The organism is Chryseobacterium ginsenosidimutans (genome assembly GCF_024807225.1).
GTDB classification, from domain to species: Bacteria; Bacteroidota; Bacteroidia; order Flavobacteriales; family Weeksellaceae; genus Chryseobacterium; species Chryseobacterium ginsenosidimutans.
On sequence record NZ_JANUCO010000001.1, the window covers coordinates 1,223,260 to 1,249,485 of the forward strand.

General features: G+C 34.8%; 21 protein-coding genes, 18 tRNA genes and 1 pseudogene. 34 read left to right on the top strand and 6 right to left on the bottom strand.

Going from position 1 to position 26,226, the window contains the following annotated elements:
- Positions 1-2 precede the first annotated feature (2 nt).
- A complete protein-coding gene (locus J3D55_RS05915) occupies positions 3-1,616 on the top strand; it encodes a UxaA family hydrolase (RefSeq protein ID WP_259129123.1) in 1,614 nt (537 codons plus the stop codon).
- A gap of 307 nt (positions 1,617-1,923) precedes the next feature.
- On the opposite strand, the gene J3D55_RS05920 is transcribed toward J3D55_RS05915, so the two are convergent.
- From J3D55_RS05920 to xylA, 5 genes are all read right to left on the bottom strand, one after another.
- A complete protein-coding gene (locus J3D55_RS05920; RefSeq protein ID WP_259129124.1) occupies positions 1,924-2,478 on the bottom strand; it encodes an REP-associated tyrosine transposase in 555 nt (184 codons plus the stop codon).
- A gap of 192 nt (positions 2,479-2,670) precedes the next feature.
- Positions 2,671-3,069: a hypothetical protein gene (locus J3D55_RS05925; protein ID WP_259129126.1), complete on the bottom strand. Its 399-nt coding sequence runs from the start codon at positions 3,067-3,069 to the stop codon at positions 2,671-2,673.
- 154 nt (positions 3,070-3,223) lie between these two features.
- Positions 3,224-4,252: a LacI family DNA-binding transcriptional regulator gene (locus tag J3D55_RS05930; RefSeq protein WP_259129128.1), complete on the bottom strand. Its 1,029-nt coding sequence runs from the start codon at positions 4,250-4,252 to the stop codon at positions 3,224-3,226.
- 336 nt (positions 4,253-4,588) lie between these two features.
- On the bottom strand, positions 4,589-6,010 hold the full coding sequence (xylE, locus tag J3D55_RS05935; RefSeq protein ID WP_259129129.1) for a D-xylose transporter XylE: 1,422 nt from the start codon (positions 6,008-6,010) through the stop codon (positions 4,589-4,591).
- A 129-nt stretch (positions 6,011-6,139) separates the two neighbouring features.
- Positions 6,140-7,468 carry a xylose isomerase gene (gene xylA / locus J3D55_RS05940; RefSeq protein ID WP_259129131.1) on the bottom strand — a complete coding sequence of 443 codons (1,329 nt, stop codon included), beginning with the start codon at positions 7,466-7,468 and terminating at the stop codon, positions 6,140-6,142.
- 616 nt (positions 7,469-8,084) lie between these two features.
- Between xylA and J3D55_RS05945 the strand changes: the two genes are divergently transcribed.
- The 10 genes from J3D55_RS05945 (at position 8,085) to J3D55_RS05990 (ending at position 12,486) form a co-directional block, all read left to right on the top strand.
- Positions 8,085-8,798, top strand: coding sequence for a DUF434 domain-containing protein (locus tag J3D55_RS05945; protein WP_259129133.1), 714 nt, complete (start codon positions 8,085-8,087; stop codon positions 8,796-8,798).
- 2 nt (positions 8,799-8,800) lie between these two features.
- Positions 8,801-9,451 carry a tRNase toxin domain-containing protein gene (locus J3D55_RS05950; protein ID WP_259129135.1) on the top strand — a complete coding sequence of 217 codons (651 nt, stop codon included), beginning with the start codon at positions 8,801-8,803 and terminating at the stop codon, positions 9,449-9,451.
- Positions 9,452-9,525: 74 nt separating this feature from the next.
- Positions 9,526-9,843, top strand: coding sequence for a hypothetical protein (locus tag J3D55_RS05955; RefSeq protein ID WP_259129141.1), 318 nt, complete (start codon positions 9,526-9,528; stop codon positions 9,841-9,843).
- The gene (locus J3D55_RS05960; protein ID WP_259129143.1) at positions 9,776-10,891 is read left to right on the top strand and encodes an SDR family NAD(P)-dependent oxidoreductase; all 1,116 of its coding nucleotides are present in this window, start codon (positions 9,776-9,778) and stop codon (positions 10,889-10,891) included. The genes J3D55_RS05955 and J3D55_RS05960 overlap by 68 nt, the downstream gene beginning before the upstream one ends.
- Positions 10,892-10,898: 7 nt before the next feature.
- A tRNA-Val gene (locus J3D55_RS05965) sits at positions 10,899-10,969 on the top strand.
- A 9-nt stretch (positions 10,970-10,978) separates the two neighbouring features.
- Positions 10,979-11,049 (top strand) — tRNA-Ser (locus J3D55_RS05970).
- Between the two features lie 7 nt (positions 11,050-11,056).
- Positions 11,057-11,128 (top strand) — tRNA-Gly (locus J3D55_RS05975).
- Positions 11,129-11,215: 87 nt separating this feature from the next.
- Positions 11,216-11,285: transfer RNA gene (locus J3D55_RS05980), tRNA-Val, on the top strand.
- Between the two features lie 20 nt (positions 11,286-11,305).
- Complete coding sequence (locus tag J3D55_RS05985) at positions 11,306-11,464, top strand: hypothetical protein (protein WP_259129144.1); 159 nt, start codon at positions 11,306-11,308, stop codon at positions 11,462-11,464.
- Between the two features lie 236 nt (positions 11,465-11,700).
- A complete protein-coding gene (locus J3D55_RS05990) occupies positions 11,701-12,486 on the top strand; it encodes a TatD family hydrolase (protein ID WP_259129146.1) in 786 nt (261 codons plus the stop codon).
- 55 nt (positions 12,487-12,541) lie between these two features.
- On the opposite strand, the gene deoD is transcribed toward J3D55_RS05990, so the two are convergent.
- Positions 12,542-13,252, bottom strand: coding sequence for a purine-nucleoside phosphorylase (gene deoD, locus J3D55_RS05995; protein ID WP_259129151.1), 711 nt, complete (start codon positions 13,250-13,252; stop codon positions 12,542-12,544).
- 147 nt (positions 13,253-13,399) lie between these two features.
- Here deoD and J3D55_RS06000 point away from each other — a divergent pair.
- The 23 genes and pseudogenes from J3D55_RS06000 (at position 13,400) to J3D55_RS06110 (ending at position 26,178) form a co-directional block, all read left to right on the top strand.
- Positions 13,400-13,790, top strand: a pseudogene (locus J3D55_RS06000) (VOC family protein).
- A gap of 247 nt (positions 13,791-14,037) precedes the next feature.
- Positions 14,038-14,706 carry a conflict system bpX4 domain-containing protein gene (locus tag J3D55_RS06005; protein WP_510185680.1) on the top strand — a complete coding sequence of 223 codons (669 nt, stop codon included), beginning with the start codon at positions 14,038-14,040 and terminating at the stop codon, positions 14,704-14,706.
- Positions 14,684-15,262 carry a DUF4919 domain-containing protein gene (locus tag J3D55_RS06010; RefSeq protein ID WP_259129171.1) on the top strand — a complete coding sequence of 193 codons (579 nt, stop codon included), beginning with the start codon at positions 14,684-14,686 and terminating at the stop codon, positions 15,260-15,262. Before J3D55_RS06005 ends, J3D55_RS06010 begins: the two co-directional genes overlap by 23 nt.
- Complete coding sequence (locus J3D55_RS06015) at positions 15,201-16,406, top strand: AAA family ATPase (RefSeq protein ID WP_259129173.1); 1,206 nt, start codon at positions 15,201-15,203, stop codon at positions 16,404-16,406. Before J3D55_RS06010 ends, J3D55_RS06015 begins: the two co-directional genes overlap by 62 nt.
- Positions 16,379-17,122, top strand: coding sequence for a hypothetical protein (locus J3D55_RS06020; RefSeq protein WP_259129175.1), 744 nt, complete (start codon positions 16,379-16,381; stop codon positions 17,120-17,122). Before J3D55_RS06015 ends, J3D55_RS06020 begins: the two co-directional genes overlap by 28 nt.
- Positions 17,113-19,506, top strand: coding sequence for a hypothetical protein (locus tag J3D55_RS06025; RefSeq protein ID WP_259129177.1), 2,394 nt, complete (start codon positions 17,113-17,115; stop codon positions 19,504-19,506). The genes J3D55_RS06020 and J3D55_RS06025 overlap by 10 nt, the downstream gene beginning before the upstream one ends.
- On the top strand, positions 19,496-21,211 hold the full coding sequence (locus tag J3D55_RS06030) for a bpX3 domain-containing protein (protein ID WP_259129179.1): 1,716 nt from the start codon (positions 19,496-19,498) through the stop codon (positions 21,209-21,211). The genes J3D55_RS06025 and J3D55_RS06030 overlap by 11 nt, the downstream gene beginning before the upstream one ends.
- Positions 21,204-22,220 (top strand): soluble NSF attachment family protein, encoded by a 1,017-nt coding sequence (locus tag J3D55_RS06035; RefSeq protein ID WP_259129188.1) that lies wholly within the window; start codon positions 21,204-21,206, stop codon positions 22,218-22,220. Before J3D55_RS06030 ends, J3D55_RS06035 begins: the two co-directional genes overlap by 8 nt.
- Positions 22,221-23,358: 1,138 nt before the next feature.
- Positions 23,359-23,426: transfer RNA gene (locus tag J3D55_RS06040), tRNA-His, on the top strand.
- Between the two features lie 7 nt (positions 23,427-23,433).
- Positions 23,434-23,507: transfer RNA gene (locus J3D55_RS06045), tRNA-Lys, on the top strand.
- A gap of 4 nt (positions 23,508-23,511) precedes the next feature.
- Positions 23,512-23,585: transfer RNA gene (locus J3D55_RS06050), tRNA-Arg, on the top strand.
- Positions 23,586-23,590: 5 nt separating this feature from the next.
- Positions 23,591-23,675: transfer RNA gene (locus tag J3D55_RS06055), tRNA-Ser, on the top strand.
- Between the two features lie 9 nt (positions 23,676-23,684).
- A tRNA-Asp gene (locus J3D55_RS06060) sits at positions 23,685-23,755 on the top strand.
- A gap of 69 nt (positions 23,756-23,824) precedes the next feature.
- A tRNA-Pro gene (locus J3D55_RS06065) sits at positions 23,825-23,896 on the top strand.
- A 6-nt stretch (positions 23,897-23,902) separates the two neighbouring features.
- A tRNA-Glu gene (locus J3D55_RS06070) sits at positions 23,903-23,975 on the top strand.
- Between the two features lie 93 nt (positions 23,976-24,068).
- Positions 24,069-24,142, top strand: a tRNA-Met gene (locus J3D55_RS06075).
- 8 nt (positions 24,143-24,150) lie between these two features.
- Positions 24,151-24,222, top strand: a tRNA-Asn gene (locus tag J3D55_RS06080).
- Between the two features lie 572 nt (positions 24,223-24,794).
- Positions 24,795-24,878, top strand: a tRNA-Tyr gene (locus tag J3D55_RS06085).
- An 83-nt stretch (positions 24,879-24,961) separates the two neighbouring features.
- A tRNA-Glu gene (locus tag J3D55_RS06090) sits at positions 24,962-25,034 on the top strand.
- Positions 25,035-25,135: 101 nt separating this feature from the next.
- A tRNA-Leu gene (locus J3D55_RS06095) sits at positions 25,136-25,209 on the top strand.
- A 185-nt stretch (positions 25,210-25,394) separates the two neighbouring features.
- Positions 25,395-25,467: transfer RNA gene (locus J3D55_RS06100), tRNA-Phe, on the top strand.
- Between the two features lie 108 nt (positions 25,468-25,575).
- A tRNA-Gln gene (locus J3D55_RS06105) sits at positions 25,576-25,648 on the top strand.
- A 44-nt stretch (positions 25,649-25,692) separates the two neighbouring features.
- On the top strand, positions 25,693-26,178 hold the full coding sequence (locus tag J3D55_RS06110) for a ribonuclease H-like YkuK family protein (RefSeq protein WP_204537090.1): 486 nt from the start codon (positions 25,693-25,695) through the stop codon (positions 26,176-26,178).
- Positions 26,179-26,226 lie beyond the last annotated feature (48 nt).

Here is a 26,226-nt window from a genome sequence, read left to right on the forward strand (position 1 = left end):
TCATGCAAAAGAAAGTACTGAAAGTAAATCCCAAAGACAACGTGATTGTAGCGCTGTTGGATTTGCCAGCCGGAGAATCGGTGCACTTAGACGGTACAGATTATACGATTCTTAAAGATATTAAAGCAAAACATAAATTCGCTGCCGTAGATTTTGAGGATGGCGACCATATTTTAATGTATGGCGTAATCGTTGGGAAAGCCAACCAGTCCATCAAAAAGGGCGAAGTGATTACCACCGAAAACGTAAAACACCAAAGTGCAAAAGTAGTCGGGAAAACCGAAACTTTGGGATGGACTCCACCCAATGTAGACAAGTGGAAAGACCGTACTTTTATGGGCTATCACCGTGAAGACGGACAGGTAGGTACAGAAAACGTGTGGCTGTTTTTCCCGTTGGTATTCTGCGAAAACAAAAATATTGAAACACTGAAAGATATTTTTGAAAAAGAATTGCTTCACGATAAAGCCAGCAAACATCAGTTATTACTGCGTTCGTTATTAAACGGCGGTGCAACTGTTGAAGTTGAAGAAGAAGAACCGGATACAAGAATATTTAAAAACATCGACGCAAGATTCATCACGCACCAAGGCGGTTGTGGCGGAATTCGTCAGGACGCTGAAGCATTGGGAAGATTGTTTGCAGGATATGTCAACAACCCGAATGTTGCAGGAGCTACGGTTCTCAGCTTAGGTTGTCAGAATCTTCAGGTTCAGATTTTCATGGATTCATTGCATGCATTGGCTCCAAATAATAAAAAACCGATCGTCGTTTACGAACAGCAAAAATCGGGTACTATCGATGAAATGTTGACAGGCGTTATCAAAGATTCTTATGAAGGCATTAAAAAAGCCAATGAAATAGAGAGAAAACCAGCTTCTATCACTAAACTGAACATAGGTTTGGAATGCGGTGGTTCAGACGGTTTCTCAGGAATTTCTGCAAACCCTGTTTTGGGTGAAGTTTCAGATATTATGGCGGCAGTTGGCGGAACAACCATGCTTGCTGAGTTCCCCGAATTGTGTGGAGTAGAGCAGGAGTTGGTCAACCGTTGCATCAACGATGAAGACGGTGTAAAATTCCTGAAACTGATGAAAGATTTTGAAGCCTCTGTTGTTGCGGCAGGATCAGGATTTGATATGAATCCGTCTCCCGGAAATATCAAGGATGGTTTAATTACCGACGCCATGAAATCTGCAGGAGCATCCAAAAAAGGAGGAGCAGCACCAATTGTGGAAGTTCTCGATTTTACAGAATACGCCACAAAACCAGGTCTGAATCTTTTGTGTACACCAGGAAATGATGCCGAATGTACAACGGCTTTAGTCGGTTCAGGTGCAACAGTGGTGCTTTTCACCACAGGTCTTGGAACTCCGATGGGAAATCCTATTACGCCGGTTGTGAAGATTTCTTCCAACACAATTTTGGCAGAAAAAATGTCAGACATCATTGATTTCAATGCAGGTACTGTCATCAGCGGAGAAAAAACTATTCCCGAAGCTGCAGACGAACTTCTGGAACTCATCATCAACGTAGCCAGCGGCGAAGTAAAAACCAAAGCGGACGTTCTTAATCAGAATGATTTCATTCCATGGAGACGAGGTGTCTCTTTGTAATGGGTTAATTATATTAAATATTAGGGTTGAAAATGCTTTCTACATCGTGTAGGGAGCATTTTCTTTTTTGTGGATAGCGCGGATTGGATAGCGCGGATTTACAATCCATGCTTATTCTTCGTCTTATAATAGGTTTACAATCAATAACTCTAACATGTTGATACCAGATTGGCGCTTAGAATATCGTCATAAAGTCACGGATTACAAATCCGCGACATCGGTTTTTTACATATATTTTAGATTTCGATAGCGCGGATTTGTAATCCGTGCTTATTATTTTCAATCCGTGACGGTAACACACAAGAAGTCACCCCATAAAAACCACAAACACATCCAAAGCATTATCTAATTCTGCATAATTTCTGGCGCTACTAAAATAGTAATGTTCAGGTTCTGCCACGATTTTTTGCTTTACAGGATTTTGATGAATGTAGTTAATTTTTTCTTTAATCCATTTATTAGAAAAAATTTCTTCTGCATGATAACCATCTTGCCATACTTTAAAATTTTGACCTCTGGAAAGATGTTCACAGGTCTTTTTAAAATAATCCAGCATCCATTCTTTGCGGCTTTCAGGTTCAGATTGTATTGTTTCAATAATTTTTTTTGAAGTGAATTTTTTTAAATCTCTCATGATCTCAGATAATGTATATTTTCCATCAGCTCGACAGAATAAATGGATATGATTTGACATGATGCAATATGCAAAAATTGAGAGACCTTTTTGAGACTGACAATATTTCAAAGAATCGATAATAACTATTTTTTGTGATAATCTTGTAAACACATCGATCCATCCTACAGTTGTAATGGTAATAAAGTATGCTTTGTCAATTTCTAACGCTTTATATTTTGTAGACATTTGTGTTTTTATTAAAAATACAAAATATTTTTATAATTGAATCATTAGAAGATTTGTAACCATACTTTGCATTCAATAAAAAAGTCACGGATTATAAATCCGCGACATCGGTTAATAAAATGGAGAGGTTTTAATGGTGGTTGCTGATTGTACTTTCAAAGGAGTTGCTGCCTGCAAATCTTTTAATCTTCATTAAAAAAGTAAAGTTGTCAGGAAGGGTAAAATTAAAGTTAGTATTGTGAAAAAAGCATCTCCTATGTGTAATCTTCTGTACTCGCCTTGTTCCCAGCTTGATTGCATATAACCTGTCATAAGAGGTTCGTTTCCGAAAATCATACGGAATAAATTTCTTAATATCCAGTAATAAATCATGAAAAATAACGGTAAGAAAGCCCATGTAGCAGCATTACCATTTGCCATTTTTAATGATTCACGGTTGATATTAAGACACCCAAGCAAGGCAATTAAGATTGTAAACACTAATATTATCAAATATATTTTTGTGTTTTTCAATGTTTTATAAAACAGCGATAAAATAATTTGACCTATACTGCCAAGAAGAATGTAAAGTGATTGATCGTCTAAATTCATTTTATATCACTTTAGTCATATTTATTTGTTATTAATTCCCCACTATCGCGAGCATCATGCTCGTGCTCATAAATATTCAATTTCAAAATACATCAGGAAAGACACAAGCAAGACGCTTGCGCCAGCAAATAGTTTTATTTCAAGACAAAATAAACTATCTCCTTTTCGATGACTTTCTAATATAAAGCTGCGGAGCCAATACCACTTTTTTCTCTGTAGAAACTCCGGAACCGTTTTCTTTTACACTTTGCAAAAAGACCTGTCCTGCCATTTTTCCCATTGTAACGGGAGTCTGGTCGACAGAACTTATCGGAAGCTCCATAAATTGAGTAAAAGGTTCATTAGAAAAGCCGATCACTGCTACTTCCTGCGGAATTTTAATCTTACGTTTTTTTAGTTCCTGACAAGCGCCTAAAGCTGCAAAGTCACTCGCAGAAAAGATGGCATCAGGAATAGATTTTTGATCCCAAAGTGTTTTAATCGCTTCTATTCCGGCATCAATCGAACTTCCGGTTGCAATAATGTTATCCTCTTTTACAGCCAGATTATGATCAATTAAAGCCTGTTTGTAGCCATTTAAACGATTCTGATAAATTTCAAGATTCAGGTCACCCGAAAAATGGCAGATATTTTTATAGCCTTCTTGAATTAAATGTTCAGTCGCCATATAACCGCCACGATAATCATCAATCGTCACAGTGCTGATTCCCGGAATATCTTTTTTACGGTCGAAAAAGATAATGGGAGTATTGGTCGTATCCAAAATATGCTGAATATGATCTGTATCTAAAGTCGTTTTTGAAACCGACATGAAAATCCCGTCAACCTGAGCGTTCAGCAAAGTATTAAGATGCTTTTTTTCAATAGTTACATCTTCATGACTTTGGCAGATGATCACATGATAGCCAAATGGCGAAAGCTCCTCTTCAATTCCGCGGATGACCGACGAAAAGAAATTGGTATTGACGAAAGGAACGATGATTCCTACGTTTTTTGTTTCACCGCTTTTTAAAGCTTTGGCAAGATTATTCTGCTTATAGTTCATTTCTTTAGCAGTTTTCTTCACCAAATCTTTTGTAGCCTGGCTTATTCTTGGATGATCGTTTAGCGCTCTGGAAACAGTAGCCACACTTACATTAATTTTTTTCGAAATATCGTATATCGTGGCACTTTTTTTATTCATACAAGTTGTTTTGAAGCTGTTGCTGTACATCAGAATGAAGTACATTATTGACGTAAATTTAATCAAATTATACCTATCAAAAACGAAATAATATGCATTTTATACAATATTATAGATGATTAAATTTAAATTAAATATTGAATTTATCTAAATAATTGATTTCATTATATTTAAGGTTAAAATTTACTTAAGATAAAAGGTAACAAGAGCTGAAAATCAAATTGATTTATACGGAAAAGTAAGCTTAATTATCATAAAAATAAGCGATTTATTCTACCAAAAAGGGCACCGAAAATCGATGCCCTTTATGTAACTAATTATTGAGATAAAAAATATTTACTTTTTCCAAAGTTTTTCAATTTCTTCTAAAGATTTTCCTTTGGTTTCGGGAACCATTTTCCAGACAAAGAATAATGACAAAACACTCATCACTCCGTAAAAACCATAGGTAAAAGCTCCACTGAATTCCATCATAAACGGATAAGTGGAAGAAATTAAATAATTTGCCGCCCATTGTGCCGCAACTGCAATCGCAATCGCCGATCCTCTGATTTTATTAGGGAAAAGTTCTGAGATTAAAACCCAGCAAATCGGTCCCCAAGACATCATAAAAGAGGCTGTATAAACGATAATGAAAACCAAAGTTGCAATCCCGATGATGTGTAAATATGAGAAAATTGCGATCGCAAACATACCGATTGCCATACCGACAGAACCGACAATCAGAAGTGGTTTTCTTCCCCATTTATCAACGGTAAAGATGGCTACAACCGTGAAAACTACATTCACCAATCCCATTACCACAGTCTGCAGCATGGAAGCGTCTTTGTGAACTCCCATACTTTCGAAAATTCTCGGCGCGTAATATAAAGCGACATTAATTCCCACAAACTGTTGAAAAACAGAGAGTAAAATTCCAATGACGATCACTGTTTTTCCGAAAGCGAAAATCTCACTTTTATGTTCGGCAACGGTTCCTTTTATTTCACTAAAAATCTGATGTCCACGAAGCTGTCCATTAATTTTGGTTAAAATTTTAAGCGCCTCATCATCTTTTTTAATTAAAGTTAAATATCTCGGAGTTTCCGGTACAAAGAACAACAAAATCCCGAATAATGCAGCAGGAATCGTTAACGATAAAAACATATAACGCCATCCGATTTCGTTGATCCATTCTACCGATTTTCCGTCGGCAATTCCCCAGTTTACAAAATACACGACGAGCATTCCGAAAATAATGGCAAACTGGTTCAGAGAAACCAATCTTCCACGAACTTCTGCAGGAGCAATTTCTCCAATATACATCGGACAAACCGCTGAAGCCAATCCGACTCCGATGCCGCCGATAATTCTGTAAAAATTAAATGCCAGTAAAACTCCCATTGAATGTTCACCTTGTTTAAAGAACAAAAATTCCGGATAAGCCGCTCCCAAAGCACTGATGAAAAATAAAAACGCCGAAACCATCAACGATTTTTTTCTTCCCAATCTGCTTGAAAAATATCCTGAAACAGCGCCACCAATGATACATCCGATCAATGCACTTGAAATGGTTGCTCCGTGAACGAGAGAGCTTAATCCCAACGGAATAATCAGATATTCCTGAAGAGATTTTTCTGCTCCGGAAATTACCGCGGTGTCATATCCGAACAATAGTCCGCCTAAAGTCGCTACCAAAGTCAATACCGTGACGTAGGTCATATTTATTTCTGCCTTTACTCCTGAGGAATGTTTCGGCCCGGAATCTATTATTTGCATAATTTCATGTAGTTTTAATTGTGTGAAAGGTTTTATATTAAACACAAATAGGACTAATTTTTTCACAACTATCACAATTGTTTATTCGTGTGATATTTGTGCTAATTATTAGTGTTATCAGTGTTTAAATTATAAATATTGATTAATCAAACTCTCCAGATACTCCTGTTTTCCGCTTTCTCTACCAACTTCTCCAAGTCCTTCTGCATGAGAAGCCAGATCTAAAAGTGATAATTTTCCTTCTTCGAAATCTTTTCCTTTTCCGTTGTCAAAAGAAGAATATCTGTTGGTTCTGATTTCTGTATATTTTGATTTTTCTAAAATAGCATCTGCAGCCATGAAAGCTCTTGCAAAATTGTCCATTCCGCTGATATGAGCTACAAAAATATCTTCCAGATCCGTTGAATTTCTTCTGATTTTAGCATCAAAATTTACTCCTCCTCCTTGGAAACCTCCAGCCTGAATGATGACCAACATCGCTTGTGTCATTTCATATAAATCTACCGGAAACTGATCTGTATCCCAACCATTTTGGTAGTCTCCGCGATTGGCGTCGATGCTTCCCAAAACGTTATTATCAGCAGCAACCTGAAGTTCGTGCTCAAAAGTATGCTGCGCTAAAGTAGCGTGATTAACTTCAATATTTAATTTAAAATCACCCAATAAATCGTATTGACGAAGGAAATTCAGACACGTTGCAGCATCAAAATCATACTGATGTTTTGTAGGTTCCATCGGTTTTGGTTCGATAAAGAAAGTTCCTTTGAAACCTTGTGAACGGGCGTAATCTTTAGCTACATGTAAAAATTTTGCCATATGTTCCTGCTCACGTTTCATATTGGTATTCAACAAAGACATATACCCTTCACGACCGCCCCAGAAAACGTAATTTTCGCCGCCTAATTTGATGGTGGCATCCAATGCATTTTTCACCTGACCTCCTGCATAAGCCAAAACATCAAAAGATGGATTGGTTGCCGCACCGTTCATGAATCTTGGATTGGAGAAACAGTTTGAAGTTCCCCAAAGTAATTTTACGCCTGAAGCTGCCTGTTTTTCTTTCGCATAATCTGTGATGAATTCCAGTCTTTTTGTAGATTCTGTGAAATTATTTGCTTCATCAATTAAGTCATAATCATGGAAGCAGTAATAAGGAACGCCTAATTTTGTGAAAAATTCGAAAGCGGCATCCATTTTTTCGGTAGCTCTTTGTTGGGCATCAGAAGATGACAACCAATCAAATTGTTGTGTGGGTGCTCCGAACGGATCTCCTCCTGTTGCGCAGAATGTATGCCAGTAAGCGGTCGCGAATTTGAAATATTCTTTCATTGTTTTTCCGCGGACTACTTTATTTTCGTCGTAGAATTTGAAAGCTAACGGATTATCGGATTCTCTGCCTTCAAACTGAATTTTTTCAATGCCTTTAAAATACTCTTTATTGCCAATTGTAACAGCCATTTTTTATTTATTTTTTGTTGATTAATGCAATCGATTGCGCTTTTGAATAAAAAATATTGATATAAATAGAAATTAGAATTCTATACTCTATTTTTTATAAATGATCGCTTCTAAATGTAATAATTTTACACAATATGAGATGAATTTTTATTAATATCTTATTATATATGATAAGGTAAGGTTTATCTATTTGTTTTTCATTGGTTTGAATGGATTTTTTAAGGTTGATTTTTACGATAAAATTCAATTAAAATTAATGGTTTTGAAAATTAACTTACCCAAAAAGTACTTCCGGAAAACAAAATCAGGACTAATGTTTCGAAAACAAAAAAGACCTTCCATGATGGAAAGCCAGATAATAAAAAATAATCAATTTAAATGTAGGAAAATAATTTTAATATGAGACTGTTTGTTTACATTTATTTTCGATTATTTTATAATATAATAGGAATAGTTCGTTAATTCTGAAAATATTTTAACAATTTGAAATCAAAAATTAAAATAATCTGCACAAAATCAATATTATAAGGTAGAGATAAAATTGACATTGAAATATCGAGTAATTTGCAGGCAAAATTATTATAATTATTCTGAAAAATAACTTCTACATTTGAGCATGAACAACAGAAACCGTGGAAAAAATACAGGCGATGACACATTATTTGGCTCTGAAAAGCAAATTGAGAAGCTGAAACTGGCAGTTCAGGATATGTATTATTTGTTGAGTAAGAATTATGCCGAAAAGGCTTCTTCGGAATTGGTTGGAAATCATTATCGTTTAAAAACCCGACAAATTCAGGTGATTCGTGGGGCTTCCGCTTCGGAAAATCAAATTCAGAACAGGAAATCGAAGCAACTTGCAATTTCAGATGTAAGAGATAAAACGGTGTATTTGGACGGTTTTAATGTTTTGATTCTATTGGAAAGCTTGCTTTCTGAAGCGTATATTTTTGAAGGTGTTGATGGTTGTTTTCGGGATCTTTCGGGTGTTCACGGAACGTATAAAAGAGTGAATCAGACTCAAACTTCCATTGAACTGGTTGCCACATTTTATCAAAAATCTAAAGCAGAAAAGTTAGTCTGGATTTTCGATAAACCTGTTTCCAACAGTGGAAGAATCAAACAAATTATTTTGGATTTTGCTACTGAAAATAGCCTTAATTGGGAAGTGGAATTAGAATTTAATCCGGATAAATATTTAGTCGAAAACAAAGGAATAATCGTTTCTTCCGATGCCTGGATTTTAGATCATTGTAAAAATTGGTTTAATCTTGTAGGATATTTAATTGGTGAAGAAAAGCTTTCTGGTAATCTGATAAAAATGGTTTAATCATGAACTTATTTGAGAGATATATTCCATTATTTTCGGATGAATGGAAAGAAAAATATCATGTAATTCTGGCTGAAGAACATTTAAAAAGTTTGAGTGAAAATATTCAGAAATTTAAAGATCAACATTTAGATTGGGAACTGCCTTTTTTTAATGAAGAACTCAACATCGACCGCGATGAAAGTTTTAATAAATTCATTGTCATTTTTGAAAGTCAAAGTTCAGATGAAGTTAGAACGAAAGAATTAGAAGAAATTCCCTTTGAACATTGGTTGAATATATTAGGACAAAGATTAACGTCTGCAAGTTTGCGTGATGAAACGGCAATTCCTCCGCTTCAAAATAAGCTGATGGAAGCTTGTCAAAAATCTTTTAATGATGAAATTACGATTGCGCAAAGAGCGTGGGAAAAGCACGTCGGAAGAATGGAAGATCAATTTTGGGGTGAAGTAAAAGGAAATAACCAACAGAAACAGCAAATCGTAATGGAAAAAATCAATTATATTTTCCAAAATAAAACATGGTGGAATGTTTTCTTTCATTACAAACACGAACTTGTCTACGAAATAAGGGAAAAAGGGGGGCACGGAATCCGATGGAGTCACGGTGGAAAGGAATTGATCGGGTTTCTGGAAGTTTTTATTAATGAATAATTTTAAAAAACTTTTCTCTGCGTAAAAACATTGCGCATTACGCAGGTAATTTTGTCAACGTAAAATAAAAAGCAATGGATTTTTCTAATCAAAACTTTACGCAAAACGAATGGGAATCATGTCTCAAGGTTCTACATGCCTTGAAAGACGAGCCATTTCTTAATCCTGACAATAAAACTTTTTCAGGATTAATTACGAAAATTCATAAGAACGCCAAAAAACAAAATCGTCTCGAAAGTTATTCCGAGATGAAGTCGCACGACTTAGAAATTAATGCTGAATCGGTATTAATGAAAAAGGCTTTGGCGGGAGTTTCTGCTTTTTATGACAATCAAAAAGACGAAACACAGCTTACAAAATTACAGATACCCAAGAAACTGCTACTGCTGTAACCAAAGCTATCAATATGCGCATTCTTTTTATACAAGATTATGCCCGAAATGTGCCGAAGAAAACTATGAAAAACGTTTTCTATCAACAGATTTAACGGGGCGAAACGTAATCTTAACGGGAGGACGTGTAAAGGTAGGATTTGCAACAGCATTAAAATTATTGAGAAACGGAGCCAATTTGGTTTTGACGACCCGTTTTCCGGCTTTGGCATTGGAAACTTTGCAGCAGGAAGCAGATTATGAAGACTGGAAAGACCGACTTTGGGTGTATGGTTTGGATCTTAGAAATTTAAAGGCAATTCAGGATTTTATAGATTTTTATCAATCGAATTTTGATACGCTTGATATTCTGATCAACAATGCAGCACAAACCATCAAATATCCTGATCAGTATTATCTTCCGATCATTAAACGTGAAAACGAAATGTTGGTTGAGTTTAAAAATAATCAAAAATTAATTCCGAATCAGACAGCAATTTCCAAAGAAGTAGGGAAATTGGAATATGCACAAAATGAAGAAACTAAAGTTGAATTAACACGTTTCGGACAACCTGTCGACAACCGTGATAAAACAAGCTGGAATTCTACGCTGGAAGAAGTTTCAATGTATGAATTGGTTGAGGTGAATTTAATTAATCACATCGCTCCTTATTTCTTAATTAAAGAATTGAAACCTTTAATGAAAAACTCATCTTTTAAAGAAAGATTTATCATTAATGTGACATCTTCGGAAGGTATTTTCAGTTACGATAATAAGACGATGTTCCATCCTCACACGAATATGACAAAAGCGGCTTTGAATATGATGACGCTTACTTCTGCGAAAGAATTTGAAGAAGATCAGATTTATATGAGTGCCGTTGATGTGGGCTGGATTTCTACGGGTGCGAAGGAAAGTTTAAGAAAAAAACAATTTGAACAGGGATATATTCCGCCATTGGATTCTGTGGATGGAGCTGCGAGAATTCTGCATCCGATTTTGGAAGGAATCAACGGAAATTATTTCAGTGGAGTTTTATTGAAAAATTATAAAATTAATAACTGGTAAAATATAGAAAGCGTTAGCTCAGCTGGAAGAGCACCTGTCTTACACGCAGGAGGTCGTGGGTTCGAGTCCCACATGCTTTCCAAAACGGAGATAATAGTAATAAATGGAAAAACACATTTTGCTAAGATGAGTTGCAGGTTCGATTCCTGCTTATCTCCCAAAATAGAAACGTTAGCTCAAAGGAAGAGTGCTGACCTTCCAAGTCAGAGGTTGCGGGTTCGAGTCCCGCACGTTTCACAAGGAGTACATAGTTCTAAATATGGAAGAACACTGACCTCACTGATCAGAGGTTGCAGGTTCGAGTCCTGCTGTACTCCCAAAACGGAAGCAGTAATTTAAATGGAAAAATGTCTCAAACCCAGAGAAATTGCGAGTTCAAATCTTGCCTGTTTCCCTTTTTTTTAATTAAAAATCATGGAAGAATTACAATCAATTTTAAAGACTATACTTAAAGAAAAACAAGGATATATCACTTTTCTTACCGGAGCCGGAATCTCTGCTGAAAGCGGACTTCCGACCTACAAATCTATCAACGGCACTTGCAAATTGGAAAATATGATGGAGGAAATATGAAATTAACAGTTAAATAAAACGACATAGGAAGCTGAAGCGTTAAGAAAATTCAAATTTGATCCGTTAAAAAATTCCCACTGTTCGAAGCGCGACATAAATGTTGAACCGAAGAGCAAATATTTAATTCGCGCAAGTTTTGGGGATTTTAGGATTAAATTTTAATTTTTAGCATTCAGATTCCAAGTCTTGAATTTTTGTTTCAAGACAAAAGAAAAATATATAAAAACAATTAAAAAATGAACACATTTATCGATATTGGTATCAATTTAACCAATAAACAATTCTACAACGAACACGAAGAAATCATCAATCGGGCTCTCGACAATGGAGTAGAACAAATGATCCTCACAGGAACGAGCGTGCGTGGAAGCAAAGAATCGGCTGAAATTGCAGAAGATTATCCTGAAATTTTATTTTCAACGGCGGGAATTCATCCTCATGATGCAAAATCTTTTAACAATGAAAGTATTGATGAGCTTCGAAAATTATTAAGGCAAGATCACGTCATTTCCGTCGGAGAATGCGGACTTGATTTTGACAGAGATTTTTCACCAAGACCAGTTCAGGAAAAATGTTATCGCGCTCAATTGGAATTAGCAATCGAAATTAATAAACCTCTTTTTCTCCACGAAAGATCGGCTTTTAAAAGGTTTAATGAAATTACGGATGAATATTTATCAGAACTTCCAAAAGCCGTTGTTCATTGTTTTACCGGAACTTTGGATGAAGCAAAAACATATCTGGATAAAGGATTTTATTTGGGATTTACCGGAGCAATTAGCGATCAAAATAGATTCAGGCATTTGGAAGAAGTTATAAAATACGTTCCGCTCGACAGAATGATGATCGAAACCGATGCGCCTTTTATGCTTCCGAAAAATATGCCACGAATGCAAAACCGCAGAAACGAACCGTCTTTTCTTCCTTATGTTGCACAAACGATCGCACATATAAAGAAAATAAGTATTTCCGAAGTCGCTGATGAAACAACAGAAGTTGCCAGAAATTTTTTCAGAATATAAAAAAGAGCTCTACTGATCAAGTAAAGCTCTTTTTAATTATATAAATTGATTCTTATTAAATCACTTTCAATGCCGATTCTAAAGCCAGCTCTATCATTGGTTTCAACGCTTTTTCTCTTTCGTCCGCCGAAATAAATTCTTTGGTAGGAATAATATCTGAAACCGTAAGAATAGTCGCAGCATTTTTACCCAAATGTTTAGCATTAGCAAACAATCCGAAGGCTTCCATTTCTACTGCAGGACAGTTGTATTTTGTTGCAATGGCAGGAACTGCAGGATCTTTTCTGTAAAAAATATCACTGCTGTGAATGTTGGTTGCATTAGCTTTTAAAGATAATTCTTCAGCCGTTTCGTTGATGATGTTAAAAATATTTCCCTGGTGAGGAAGCAGTTCTTCATCAAAACCCCATGCAAATTTTGCGTACGTACTTTCGCTGGCTGCGTTTTCTACATTTAAAATATCAAATAATTTCACGTCACTCGAATATCCGCCACAAGTTCCGATTCTGATGATCGTTTCCACTTCATATTCTGTATACAGCTCAAAAGAATAAATCCCGATGCTCGGAAAGCCCATTCCGCTTGCTCCCACAGAGATTTCTTTCCCTTTATAAAGACCTGTATAATAGAAAATCCCTCTTGTTTTACTTACTAATTTTGCATCTTCCAAAAAGTTTTCGGCAATATATTGTGCACGAAGTGGATCTCCCGGCTGCAACACAACTTTAGCAATTTCTCCTTTTTTTGCACTAATGTGGATACTCATAATTTTTTATTTGAAAGCGCAAAGATAATAAATATGTGAATAGTGAAAATTCGATCTGTTATGAGTATAAAATTTTATGGATAATTAACAACAATGGATTTGCAAAGCAAAACCGACATGATTACCTTTATTTAAAATTAAATAAAAATGAAGATAGAGCATATTGCCTTTTGGGTAAAAGATTTGGAGAAAATGAGAGCTTTTTACGAAAAATATTTCGGAGCAGTTTCCAACGAAAAATACCATAATCCGGTAAAGAATTTTGAATCTTATTTTTTGAGTTTTGAAGATGGAAGCAGATTAGAAATCATGACCAGACCAGATATTAAGGAAGGGAATAATTCTTTTGACGCTCAGAAATTCGGAATTATTCACCTTGCATTTTCAGCGGGAAGTAAAGAGAAAGTAGATGAATTAACCGAAACTTTAAGAAATGACGGCTACAAAGTAGCAGGAGAAACCTAGAACTTCCGGCGACGGATATTATGAAAGCGTAATTCTCGATCCGGAAAACAATATTATCGAGATTATAAGATAATTTTAATTCTCAAAGTGAAACTTATGTTTGCTTTGGCTCGGCTCAGATCGAAGATCTGAGCCGATTTTTTATTTAAAAAAGAACAAGTCCCGACTTAAATTAAAACTGGATGAAGTAGGATTAAAATCAACATAATTTTACCAATAATTAATCCCTTTCATAAGTTTCTTAATCAATTGTATTTAATTGACTTATTAACTTGCAAACAAAATTGAAAATTCACAAATAATATTTTTATTTTTGTTAGATGATGGAAAACAAATCCCCATTCTTAGACACGTTATTTTTACTTCGGAAGGATGAATGCATTACCATTTTCACAGATCTTCATGAGATCTCCAAAAAGGAAGAACAGGATGCGGCAGATTATTTTGAATCCGAATTTGAAAAAGAAAGATTAGAATTTCTGTCCGATCAAATCAACTGTGATCGTGAAACGGCAGTTTGGGCTGCAAAAGTTTTCTATCACAGTGCTCAATTATATTTGATCCGAAAAGATACCGCAAAGAATCTGGAGAAATTAATTCCACAATTTAATGGGAAAAGAAATGTTTCCTCCATATTGTCGGCAGATTTATCATTAAGATTTTTGCCGGAAATTATGAATGCCTTACAAAACGCAGATCCGGAAGATCCTTTGATTAAAATGCTGGAAAATATTCTACAACAGTTTCATTATTCGGGAATCGGCTTTGATCTGGATTTAGCAAAAATCAATTGGGAAGAAGAATTAAAAGACAAAACATACAGAAAACAATATCTCGAAAGAATTGTAGAAAAGAAAGCCTATCAATTGGCTGAAATTCCTTATATCAATCAACTATTGATCGCTGAATTTGGGATGTATAAAGATGTTTTTTGGAAAGAATTAAAAATTAATAACACGCAAGAAAATGAAAGAAAAGACAGTATTTGATTTTGTGGCAGACCCTACAAAAGAAAATTTTCTGAAACATAGAGAACTAATTATAACCAATCCTGATTATGATCCTTATTCTGATGATTTAGACATCATGGAAAAATTGTTTGAGGATAAAGAATATGATAAACTGAATTATTATGTTACGATTAATGTGCTGTTAAGTCCTAGAGCACATTTTATAAAATATTTTTCTTTAAAGCAGATTGGAAATACAAAAGCTGCAGAAAGTGTAATGTTTATCTGTCATAATATTCTGAGTTGTATGGAGAAAACGGGAGATGGAACAATACAGAATCCATATATTGTTATTAGAGTTTCTGATGAAAAGGATCTTATGGAACTTCATTTGAGAAAAAAATATATTCAACAAAGATTAATTCAACATGAAGATAAATATTTGGATGTTTTAACACTGGAAGACGGATCTGAATTGCATTTTGATATTACTGATGCTTACCAGAGGCTGATTTTTCTCTCTAAAAAAAGAGATGAAGAAGCTGGAAACAATGAAGAAGAAAAGCCGGAAAAGAAAAAATGGTGGAAATTTTAAAACTAAATTAATGACTCAAAATATAGAAAAATTAAACACAGTTCTTACCTACGTCAAAGACACATTTGTCGGAAAAAATGATGTAGTCGATTTGTTGGGAATCTGTTTATTGGCAAGAGAAAATGCTTTTTTATACGGACCTCCCGGAACAGCAAAATCTGCCATTGTAAGAACGTTGGCAAAAACTTTAAAAGACGGCAAAAATTTCGAATATTTGTTGACACGTTTTACAGAACCGAACGAGATTTTTGGTCCTTTCGACATCAGAAAATTAAAAGAAGGGGAATTGTTGACCAACACAGAAGGTATGATGCCTGAAGCGTCGATGGTTTTTCTGGATGAGATTTTTAATGCAAATTCGGCGATTTTGAATTCCCTTTTGATGGCTTTGAATGAAAAGATTTTCAAAAGAGGAAAAGAAACGAAAAACCTTCCTGCGTTGATGTTTGTGGGAGCGAGTAACGTTCTTCCCGAAGACGAAGCTTTGAATGCGCTGTTCGACCGTTTTCTAATCAGAATTAATGTAGATTACGTACATCCCGATCTTCTTCAGCAGGTACTTTTAGCCGGAAGAAAACTGGAAAATAATATCGAAACAGAAACTCCCGAAATCCTTTCAAACGAAATCAGAGAGCTTCAAAATTTGTGTAAAACGATCGACTTAAAACCGATTTACGAAGTATATTTAAATACAATTATCAATCTTCGAAATACAGGAATTGCGATTTCCGACCGTAGAGCTGTGAAATTGCAGAATCTTATCGCTGCAAGTGCTTTAATTTGTGGCAGAAACGAAGCCATTCTTTCGGATTTATGGGTGTTAAAACATATTTGGGATACGGAAGAGCAGATCGAAATTCTGGAAGGAATCATCAACAGAACGATTGAAAAAGACGATAACCCGAAGTCGCATCCACAAGCTTTACAAAACAAAACTCCGAATCCGGAAGAAGTGATGAAAGATGTGAAAATTCTGGTTGAAAAATGGAATAGCGAAACTTTGAGTTTTGAAGAGCAAAATGTAATCAAAGATAAATTGAGATACCTTCAAACCCGTTGCGACTGGATCAGAAATCCTGAACAAAAACAGTACATTCAACAAGAAATCGAAAGTCTATGGCAAAAGATTCTTCAAACGGTATAAAAGAATTTTGGGCAGAAATTCCCCGAATTGACGAAGATTTTTTAGGTTCGATTCGTGACTGGAAAAATGTTCAGATCACTTTGGAAGAAGATATAATCTGGCTGAAAAATTTTACTGATGAACAGGCTGTTTCGTCGGAAATTCAGCAGTTGCCGAATTTCTTATTGTATGAATTAAGAGAAGGACTTTTATTTCGAAAAGATGCGTTGGTTCCAAGTAAAAAAGTGAGAACGGCTTTGCTTTGGACGCCGATTGATAAAGCATTGCGATTAACTTTTCCTCCATCAAACCAAAATTTTTTCGGAATTGATGAAAAGATTGAAGTTCAGTTAAAACCAAGCGAAGAAGAGCAACCTGCAATTGCTTTATTAATTTCAATGACTGAAATTAAGGAAACGATTATTGCTTTACCAAAATTCAAAATAGAAAAATTGGATTGGATTGTCATTAATGATAAAGCATTATTTCTGGGAAACCCTTTATTAGGCTTTCCGGGAAAAACGTATTGGACGAAAGACGGACATCTTTTGCCGACAGGTTTTGATTTTGAGTTTAAAAATTTGAGTTCTTTATTGCAAAGAAAATATAATGCAAGTCAGGATCAATGGCTTTTATGGAATGAAAACGGAAGTGTTTTGCATCTTAATAAAGATGATTTCCGAAAATTGTCTGTAAGTTCATTTCGTCTGACTGAAAAATCACAAGAATGGATGTAAAAGATTATTTCCAATCATACGAAGATTATTTCTGGGAGTGGACAACTGATGAAGATGTTCCGGATGTTTCCGGATATAATGAAAATAATCTTATTTCGATTCCGAATGTAGGACCGATTGTTTACAGGTCTTACTTAATAGAAGTTTTAAAAGAATTTAGTCAGGATTTTCCGCATTTTGGTTCAATGCTTCTTGTTTTATATGCTCTTCAGGATGGACATTGTATTATAGAAGATGCCATTTTTTCTTTAAAGAAAGAAAAAAATAGAATGTTCGCAAGGAATATCAGTGATGATATTGAGTTGACATTAAAACTTTTAAAATCACTCAATGCTTTACCTAATTATTTTAAAAGAAAGCAAAATAAAATATTGCTTTTACAAACAATTTTTAAAAATTGTCACAATAGATTTTCATGGGAAACATCAGATTATATTCTAAGAAAATATGAAAGAAATCCACAGAAATTATCAGAATGTGCTGAAAAAAAACAGTTGACTCAATCCATAGTTAATTACGATTTTAAAACTTTAGCAGTAATTTGTAAGAAATTCCCGACAACAGAATCCATCATCGAAGCAATGAAAGGAATCGTTGATATTCCCGAACTGGAAGACGAAGTTGTACAGGAAGAAACGACCGTAGAAACCGACAAAGATTTTATTCAGGAATTAATTGAAGAACCAAAAACTTTCCAGATCGGAAGTTTAATTAAAAGAATCTGGAGCGGTCTGAAAATCCCGATGCGTCATCTTTCTCCCGGCGAACAGCCGATTGGAGGGATTTCTGATATGACCAATAAAGGCGATTTCAACAGAATGCTTTTGTCCGAATTTGCCAATGAAGATGAGGTTTTCATGAACCGTGTTGCGAATAATGAAGCGTTGTACATTCAACGTGAAATTCCGCCTGAAGAAAATATTTTTGAAAGAATTATTCTCATAGATACTTCCCTGAAAAACTGGGGAACTCCGAAGGTTTTGGCGTTTGCATCGGCGATTGCGGTAATTAAACATCCGAAAGCGCATTCCGAATGTAAGGTTTTTGCGTTGGGACAAACCAATATCCCGATTTCGTTGGATAAAGTAGATGAAGTGATAGAAAACCTGAATCAGGTGAGTCCGGTTTTGGAAGTTTCTCATGCACTGGAAAAGTTTTTTAATGAAGAACATACTGAAAAAGATCTGGAAGTTTTCTTTATCACGCATCAGGAAAATGTAGTCAACCAAAATCTTCAGAAAGTCATTCATGAAAACAGAGACCGACTGAAATTTTTGGTCACAACTTCTTCCGATGGCGAACTAAATTTCTACAAACATCATAAGGGAACAAGAAAACATATTCAAAAAATTATTCTTCCGTTAAAAGAATTGTGGGCAAATCCGCCGCAACGACGACAGAAAGGAGATAATAATTCATCAAAAAATTGGAAAAGGACAGATGTTCCTATTAATTATCCGATTCTATTTCCGACCCCGGTTAATAAAATGGCGACATTTTTATATGAAGGAGAGTTTTATATTTTAAGCAATAAAAAGCAATTATTGAGAACATATCTGTCTGATAATTATTACAATAAAAGCTATTATGATTATTATAAAATTCATCATGGCTGTGAGGTTTTAATTGAAGATATTTCCTTGAAACCGAAAGGACAATTTGCATTGGCGAGAAATAAGCAGCAGGAATTTATTCTGTGTCAGTATCAACCGGATAAAAAGTTGATTTCTAAATTAAATTTAAATACAAAAGAATATTCTGAGTTGAATTTGACGGGGAAAAGAGTTCCTAATGATTTTAAATTGACTTATTTTAATAAAAGTTTTTATTTATATAGTGCTTCTTCTGTTTGGATTCATGAAATTAATATAGAAGGAAATATTTCAGTTGAAGAATCAAAAAACGATCATGATATTGCAAAAAATGATTCAAAAGTTGAGACTGAAATTAAAAAACTATCCAACAGCGGAATCAAGATTCTAAACAATTTCAGCAATATAGGAATCAATGCAGAAAAAAATCTCGTGATTTCGAATAATGAATTGAATAAACTACACGATGATTCATTAACGTTATACAGAAACAGGCATCAGATAAAGATTTTTGCGAATCAGAATAAAAACAGGTTTACTTTTTCTGATGGAAGCGAGGTTATCACAGATTCTCGCGGAATGTTAACTTTCAAAAGCAGCAACAAAAATATCCCGGAATTCTATATTCCATCAACAGAATATGGGTTTTTGGCGTTGGCAACACATACGGAATTTGGAGGTTCAGAATATTATCTGCCGCAAAGCACATTATTAAAAATGAAAAAAATGGAAGATATGTATGCTGAATGTTTAAAAAGATTTATTGATCAAATCTGGGAATATGGAGCTTAGAATAAAACCTTTTCCGAAAAATAATTTTCCTAAAAAAGCACTTTTAATAAAAGGTTCTTCACCTTCGACGTGGCTTCATGAGATGGAAATGTTGGGGATAAATTTAGATCAGGTTCAATCTTTTCCGATTCCTTCCAACGAGCCGAATGTTTTGTACGGATGCTTTTTAATTTTTCAAAATAATTCTCCCAACGAAATAGGAAGAAATTCTTATTTTCAATGTGTTGACAATAAATTTTTTATTCCTGAAAACACTACTTTTTATCCAAAACTCAATCCTGAAGACTGGCAAAATGTTGAGGCCGAATTTCTGATTATGCATCCTGAATTTGGATTGGTAAAATTAAATGAAGAAATCGATTGGATCTCCATCATTCAAAATCCAAAACAATCAGAAGATAAAATCCGAAAGCCATCAAACGGAGTGAAAATCCCTCAGAAAATTGAGAGCTATACGGTGGAAATGGATGATGAAAAAGTTTTAGAATCACTTCAAAAGCCACAAACCGAAGAAGAATGGATGAAAAATCTTCCTTTTGATATGAAAAAGGTGATGGCGGGAAATAAAAAAGAGATCGAAAAATATCTAGATTATATCGAAAAATATCCTGACAGAGCAGTAGATCTTGGAGTTCCGCTTGATGTGATGGGAACTTCAAGAGGTGATGGTTTTGCAAAATTTAAGTTTGAAAATACCTGGCTCGGAAAATTTTTCAGTGGAAACTCTTCAGATGGAACAAATTCTACGTATTCTCAAAAATACCGATGGATATTCTGGGTGTTTTTAATTGCTATCGGATTGGTAAGATTATTCATGTTTTTGAATAAAAAAGAACCTGTACAAAACGCTCCGATGGCTTCATCCGGAAAGGTTTCGGATGTGGATAAAAATATGATGAAACCTATCGTTGCTTATCAATCCGGCGTTACGGATATTGATATGAAGATTGATTCGATGTATGGAAAAAAGAGGCGTGAACTGACGGACGAGCACATGAAAGCATCATTATATCTTAGCGATCGAGATAACGGGAAAAGCTATGAAGAATATATAAAGAAAGGCGGAAGACCGATTAATAAAATTCAGGAAGATATTTTTAAATTTAATGATAAAAAAGATATTGCAACAGATTCTTTAAAAACAGTTTACAGTAAAAAAATCGTAAAATATTTAGCTCAAAACGAAGAAAGATATAAGAAAAAAATTACAGATTCTCTTAATGAAATAAGTTCCGGAAAACCTGCAGATCAGGGAATTGTAAAAACCATCTTGAAAAAGAAACAGATGTTGATTGAAGATTCATTGGGACGTCTTTACGGAACAAAAGAATATATCGAACCGCCAATTGATCCGAATAAAGCAAAAAAAGTGGAAACACTGGAAAAGGAAAAACCTTACTCAAAACATAACATTTCTTTTTCGGAAATTATTTGGTTAATCATTTTCATGACAGGTGTTGTCGGACTGTATAATTTCATCATAAAAAGAAAATCTTTGAATATCGGAGGAAATAATGTTCCGAGTGGAATTAAAATTTTTCTTGTCATTGTACTTGTTGCCATGTTGGCGTATATTTTCTATCCTTTGATCGAAATGTTCGGCTACAACTGGTTTGTATGGATTCTTATTATCGGTGTTGTGTTGCTTCTTTACCGTCTTTTTAGCGAAGATAAAACCATTTTAAAAACAGATAAAGATGAATAGGCAGAAGTTTATAGACAAATTTATGGCGGCATTTTTTATTCTGGTGATCATAAAGGTTATCGGGATTTTGGCGCAGCTTTTTCATCAGAGTTTTTGGAGTGTTCTCGGTACGTTGGCGATTTTTGCTATCGTTGCTTTCATTATTTTTATGGTGCTTCTTCGCTTGGAAGACAAAGAAAAAACAGGAAATTCATCTGGAAGAAAAGGCAGCGGAGGAAGTTCTTATATTGAGACCTCACTTTTCGACAGAATCAGAAATAAATATGAAGATCTCGCCCAAAAGTATCTCGATGAAAAGGATTATAAAAAGGCAGCAAAAGTATATATGAATCTTCTTCGGGACAATTATCGTGGTGCAAAAACTCTGGAAGAAGGAGGTTTTTATAATGAAGCCGCTGTGATTTATCTTAAAAAATTAAAAAACAAATCTGAAGCAGCAAACTGTTACGAAAAAGCAAAACAATACAGAAAAGCAATTGATTTGTATAAAGAGCTCGAACAAAAAGAAAAAGTAGGAGATCTGTACAGACAAATTAATGATGCAAAAAACGCAAACACTTATTATCAAATGGTTGTAGACGATTATGTGAGCAATAATCAAATGGTAAAAGGCTCATTGATTTATCGTAAAAAAATGGAAATGCCGGAGGAAGCACAGAAGATTTTGTTGAAAGGTTGGGAAGAAGATCGGGATTCATTCAATTGTCTGAATAATTATTTTGCGAATATTTTTGATGTTAAAAAACTCGATCAGCAGATTCAGGAATTGTACGAGAAAACACCTTCGGATAAGAAGATCACTTATCTTGAAGCCATAAAATATGAATTTAAAAAAGATCCGAAACTTCAAAATACAACAAGAAATATCGCCTACGAAATCATCGCCGAAAAAGTAGCCACCCGTTCTGAAATTGTCAATGAATTAAAATATTTTAATCCCGATGATGAGGTGATTTTAAAAGATATTTCGCGGTATAAAACAGGGAGGAATAGGATGTTTCGGAATTGATTATAAAACTTATTTAAACTTTTTTTGGAGCAATTTCCCGCTTTCCACTGTATCTTTTTGGTTACGGCTTCACTTCGCTCCGCCGCAACCAAAAAGGATGTCGTTTCAATCGGGGCTATCGTTATTGTCGTCTATTTAAGCATTAAAAAATATTTACAGAGTTTGTCATTCCGTAGGAATCTAGACTCGAATCTTTCCTTCTTATTTTTTAATACTTTGCCTAGATTCCTACGGAATGACAAATTTTCAAAATAAAAATTTAAACAGATTTCTTCTAGATCTTGAGGAATTAGATAAATCAATAAATGAAGAAAACGGAAATAAAAAACTTTGAAAATGTTGATAACTAAGGTTCTCGAAGTCACCAATTTTTTCTTCATCACTCACAAAATATGTTAAAATTTAAGAAAAACATTTATCTTTGCACCAATATAATTATGACAATACAAAGAGCACATATCAGTTTAAATCTATGCGATCGCCCTGCAATAAAGGGATCGTTTGGATATGAATGGATGATATTGGATGAGGCGAAATGTGCTTGCTTTGAAAATTATTTACTGTAAACTCGTAAAAATTTAATCAAAATACTGCAGAAACGCCTCGATGATCGGGGCGTTTTTTGCGTTTTTAGGGCAGAAATTATTTAGAATGAAAAAAAATAACCATAAAAGTGAAAATTATTTAATCAATAATGAACAATTAATAAGAAAATAAAGCGTGATAAGTAACCCGATGAGAGACAGTCATTTAGGTAATTAAGATATCTGTAAAATATTACGGACAGAAATTCTCTATGCTGAAAATTAAACATAATTAATTTATTTTCAAATAGTTAATTAAAAAATAAATTTGTGAGTTAAAAAATTTCATACTTACTTTGCAACCGAAAATTAAAAGCAACACGTTTTTAATCTTTTCAAAAAAACAATTTTAAACAAGAATATAATGAAACAATTACATAACATATCTAATCAGTATTCAAGACGACACGGACAAGAGCCGATGGGACTTGCATGTGTTCTTGATAGTGAATTTGTGGATAAAAGGTGCTTATATAAATGGGGTCAGCTAATGTAGCGACACGTCAAAATATATAAAGCGCCTCCCGAAAAGAGGCGCTTTTTTTTATGGTTTCTTTAGCTTATTTGGTAAAGCGCCGGTCTGTGGAACCGGAGAACAGGGTTCGATCCCCGGAGATACCCAAAGTGAAAATCTCATAGCTCAAATGGTTAGAGCACCGGTCTTTTAAACCGGGGGTTGAAAGTTCAAATCTTTCTGGGGTTACAAAGATCTCGTAGCTCAATTGGATAGAGCATCGGTTTTCTAAACCGAGGGTTACGGGTTCGAACCCTGTCGAGGTCACAAAAGGAGAGTAGGCAAATATTGGTTTGTTGCGGCTTACTGCTAATGAGTTCTACGACAGTAGTGAAGGTTCGATTCCTTTGCTCTCCGCAAAAAAACGGTCTATTGAGGTAATGGTAACCTGTCCGACTGTCTCTTGGACACCGCGAGTTCGATTCTCGCATAGACCGCAACGATTCACGGAAAAATTTCCGATCCGACTGTCTCTCGGAAAAGAATTTTGAAGTGAATCTGCAAAACTGGAAAGATAACGGTGGTTGTTTCCCCGCCTTGGACGCGGGAGGTCGCAAGTTCGAATCTTGCTTTCCAGACAATTTGCTCCATTCGTCTAATGGTTTAGGACGGCTGCCTTTCGAGCAGTAAATAAGAGTTCGATTCTCTTATGGAGTGCAATAATGTGAATGGTCAATAGTGAATTTCACTTCGTAAGTGAATTTGAAAATTGATAGCAAAGGGAATTGATAATTGGCAGTTCACATAAAAGATTTCGTAGCTCAATGGGTTAGAGTATCGGTTTCATAAGCCGAAGGTTGAAGGTTCGAGTCCTTCCGAAATTACAAAAAATGATTCTGTAGCCCAATGGTAGAGCGCCGGTCTGTTAAACCGGAAGTTGAAAGTTCGAGCCTTTCCAGAATCGCAAAAAACTAAATGTTAATTGTTTCAAAGAGAAAGAAAAAGTTTGTCGAGAGCAGAAGATCTTTACGCCAAAAACACAATATAGACAGGCTTTTTCTTAACTCAAAAAATGAAAATTAATAGATGAAGGTTGGAAGAAGGAAGTTTTAAACATAATATAAATTTTTTAGGTGAAAATAAAGTTTGTCAAAGCGAAGAAGTTCTTATATCAAACAAAAAATTAAGACAGGCTTTATTTTTTTAATGAAAATTAAATATAAAAAATTAGGAGTTGGGAAATTGCTTATTACCAATTACTTATTATTCATAAAACTTGATGGTTCGCCGAAGTGGAAGAGTCGGGACGGTCTGCAAAACCGTTGTGAAAACTGAGTGGGTTTGACTCCCATAACCATCTCAAATAACTAAAATGAGATTAGTTCCGAAGAAAAAGTAAAAGTTTGTCGAGCGCAGAAGTTCTTATATCAAACTAAAAAAATAATGACAGGCTTTGTTTTTCTTCACAAAAGAAATTGGGTTAAAAATTAGTTGGAAAATTACTCATTACCAATTATTTATTACCCATGAAAAAAGGGAAGTACGCCGAAGTTGGAGAGTCGGGGCAGACTGTAAATCTGTTGCTTTATTGCTAAGTAGGTTCGAATCCTACTACTTCCACAACCGCTGATAATGTAATGGCAGCATGCAGGAAATGTACTCTTGTTGTTTAGGTTCGATTCCTAGTCAGTTTGTTTTTAATCGCTCTATTCGTCTAACGGTTCAGGACGCCTGCCTTTCGAGCAGAAAACAAGGGTTCGATTCCCTTATAGAGTACAAAATATGAGTAATGTGCAATGAGTAATTATTGTCAGCATAAATTATTAAGTATGAATTTATATTATTAATTACACATTACTTATTACTCATAAAAACTTGCGGGAATGGTGGAAATGGTAGACACACTTGATTTAGGCTCAAGGTTTTGGGGGTTCGACTCCCTCTTTCCGCACAAAATTGCCTCTCTATTCCAATTGGCAGAGAAAAGGGTCTTAAACTCCGTAAAGTCCCAGTTCGAATCTGGGAGAGGTACAAAATATAAATAATGGGTAATGAGCGATGAGTAATTATTGCAAATACTAATTGAAATATGATTTTAATATTACTAATTACCGATTATTCATTACTTATAAAATTGGAAGAGTGGTGTAGAAGGTCTGCACGTTAGTCTGAAAAACTAAAGGTACAGGTTCGATTCCTGTCTGTTCCACAAGAATATGGGTAATAAATAAATGTGCAATAAGTAATTATTACAGATGTAAATTATTAAGTACGATTTTAATATTACTAATTACCGATTATTCATTACTCATAAAACTGATTCATAGTGTAATTGGTCAGCACACAAGACTTTGACTCTTGTTGTTCAGGTTCGAGTCCTGATGAATCAACAAATTAATATTTAAACAAAACAAATTTAAAACATGTAGAAAAAATGGAAACGCAACAACAAACATGGCAAAACATGACCGGAAAAATTTTCCAACACTCTATCACACAGTTGGTAGAAGAAGCCATCATCCGCGAACAGGCAAATGGATACCGACTGAAAGTGTGTGTGGGATCAGACTCCCACGTTTATGGTGACGCCATTAATTATGCTACTGCAGTTGTCTTTATTCGTGAGGGAAAAGGAGCGTTTACCTTTATCAGAAAAGAAAGAGAAATACAGAATATCAGTATCAAAGAGCGAATGTTGAACGAAGTCAACAAATCCGTAGAAATTGCCTATGCCATTTGCTCTATTCTGGAAACATATGATGTGGAAATGGAGGTACACGCAGATATTAACACCGATCCGGATTTTAAATCCAACGTCGCTTTGAAAGACGCAATGGGATATATTCTGGGAATGGGTTATATATTTAAAGCAAAACCTTACGCATTCGCAAGTTCCAATTGTGCTGATATGATGGTGTAATAAAGAGGGAAGCGGGATGTAGGAAGATGAAAGTTTTTTGAAATACGT

Coding starts and splice junctions, on each gene's coding strand:
- J3D55_RS05960 (WP_259129143.1), top strand. CDS start 9,776: ATGACAATCAAAAAGACGAAACACAGCTTACAAAATTACAGATACCCA.
- J3D55_RS06035 (WP_259129188.1), top strand. CDS start 21,204: ATGAATAGGCAGAAGTTTATAGACAAATTTATGGCGGCATTTTTTATT.
- xylE (WP_259129129.1), bottom strand. CDS start 6,010: ATGCAAATAATAGATTCCGGGCCGAAACATTCCTCAGGAGTAAAGGCA.
- J3D55_RS05990 (WP_259129146.1), top strand. CDS start 11,701: ATGAACACATTTATCGATATTGGTATCAATTTAACCAATAAACAATTC.
- deoD (WP_259129151.1), bottom strand. CDS start 13,252: ATGAGTATCCACATTAGTGCAAAAAAAGGAGAAATTGCTAAAGTTGTG.
- J3D55_RS06005 (WP_510185680.1), top strand. CDS start 14,038: ATGATGGAAAACAAATCCCCATTCTTAGACACGTTATTTTTACTTCGG.
- J3D55_RS05920 (WP_259129124.1), bottom strand. CDS start 2,478: ATGTCTACAAAATATAAAGCGTTAGAAATTGACAAAGCATACTTTATT.
- J3D55_RS06020 (WP_259129175.1), top strand. CDS start 16,379: ATGGCAAAAGATTCTTCAAACGGTATAAAAGAATTTTGGGCAGAAATT.
- J3D55_RS05950 (WP_259129135.1), top strand. CDS start 8,801: ATGAACTTATTTGAGAGATATATTCCATTATTTTCGGATGAATGGAAA.
- J3D55_RS05925 (WP_259129126.1), bottom strand. CDS start 3,069: ATGAATTTAGACGATCAATCACTTTACATTCTTCTTGGCAGTATAGGT.
- xylA (WP_259129131.1), bottom strand. CDS start 7,468: ATGGCTGTTACAATTGGCAATAAAGAGTATTTTAAAGGCATTGAAAAA.
- J3D55_RS05945 (WP_259129133.1), top strand. CDS start 8,085: ATGAACAACAGAAACCGTGGAAAAAATACAGGCGATGACACATTATTT.
- J3D55_RS06110 (WP_204537090.1), top strand. CDS start 25,693: ATGGAAACGCAACAACAAACATGGCAAAACATGACCGGAAAAATTTTC.
- J3D55_RS06030 (WP_259129179.1), top strand. CDS start 19,496: ATGGAGCTTAGAATAAAACCTTTTCCGAAAAATAATTTTCCTAAAAAA.
- J3D55_RS05915 (WP_259129123.1), top strand. CDS start 3: ATGCAAAAGAAAGTACTGAAAGTAAATCCCAAAGACAACGTGATTGTA.
- J3D55_RS05955 (WP_259129141.1), top strand. CDS start 9,526: ATGGATTTTTCTAATCAAAACTTTACGCAAAACGAATGGGAATCATGT.
- J3D55_RS05985 (WP_259129144.1), top strand. CDS start 11,306: ATGGAAGAATTACAATCAATTTTAAAGACTATACTTAAAGAAAAACAA.
- J3D55_RS06010 (WP_259129171.1), top strand. CDS start 14,684: ATGAAAGAAAAGACAGTATTTGATTTTGTGGCAGACCCTACAAAAGAA.
- J3D55_RS05930 (WP_259129128.1), bottom strand. CDS start 4,252: ATGAATAAAAAAAGTGCCACGATATACGATATTTCGAAAAAAATTAAT.
- J3D55_RS06025 (WP_259129177.1), top strand. CDS start 17,113: ATGGATGTAAAAGATTATTTCCAATCATACGAAGATTATTTCTGGGAG.
- J3D55_RS06015 (WP_259129173.1), top strand. CDS start 15,201: ATGAAGAAGCTGGAAACAATGAAGAAGAAAAGCCGGAAAAGAAAAAAT.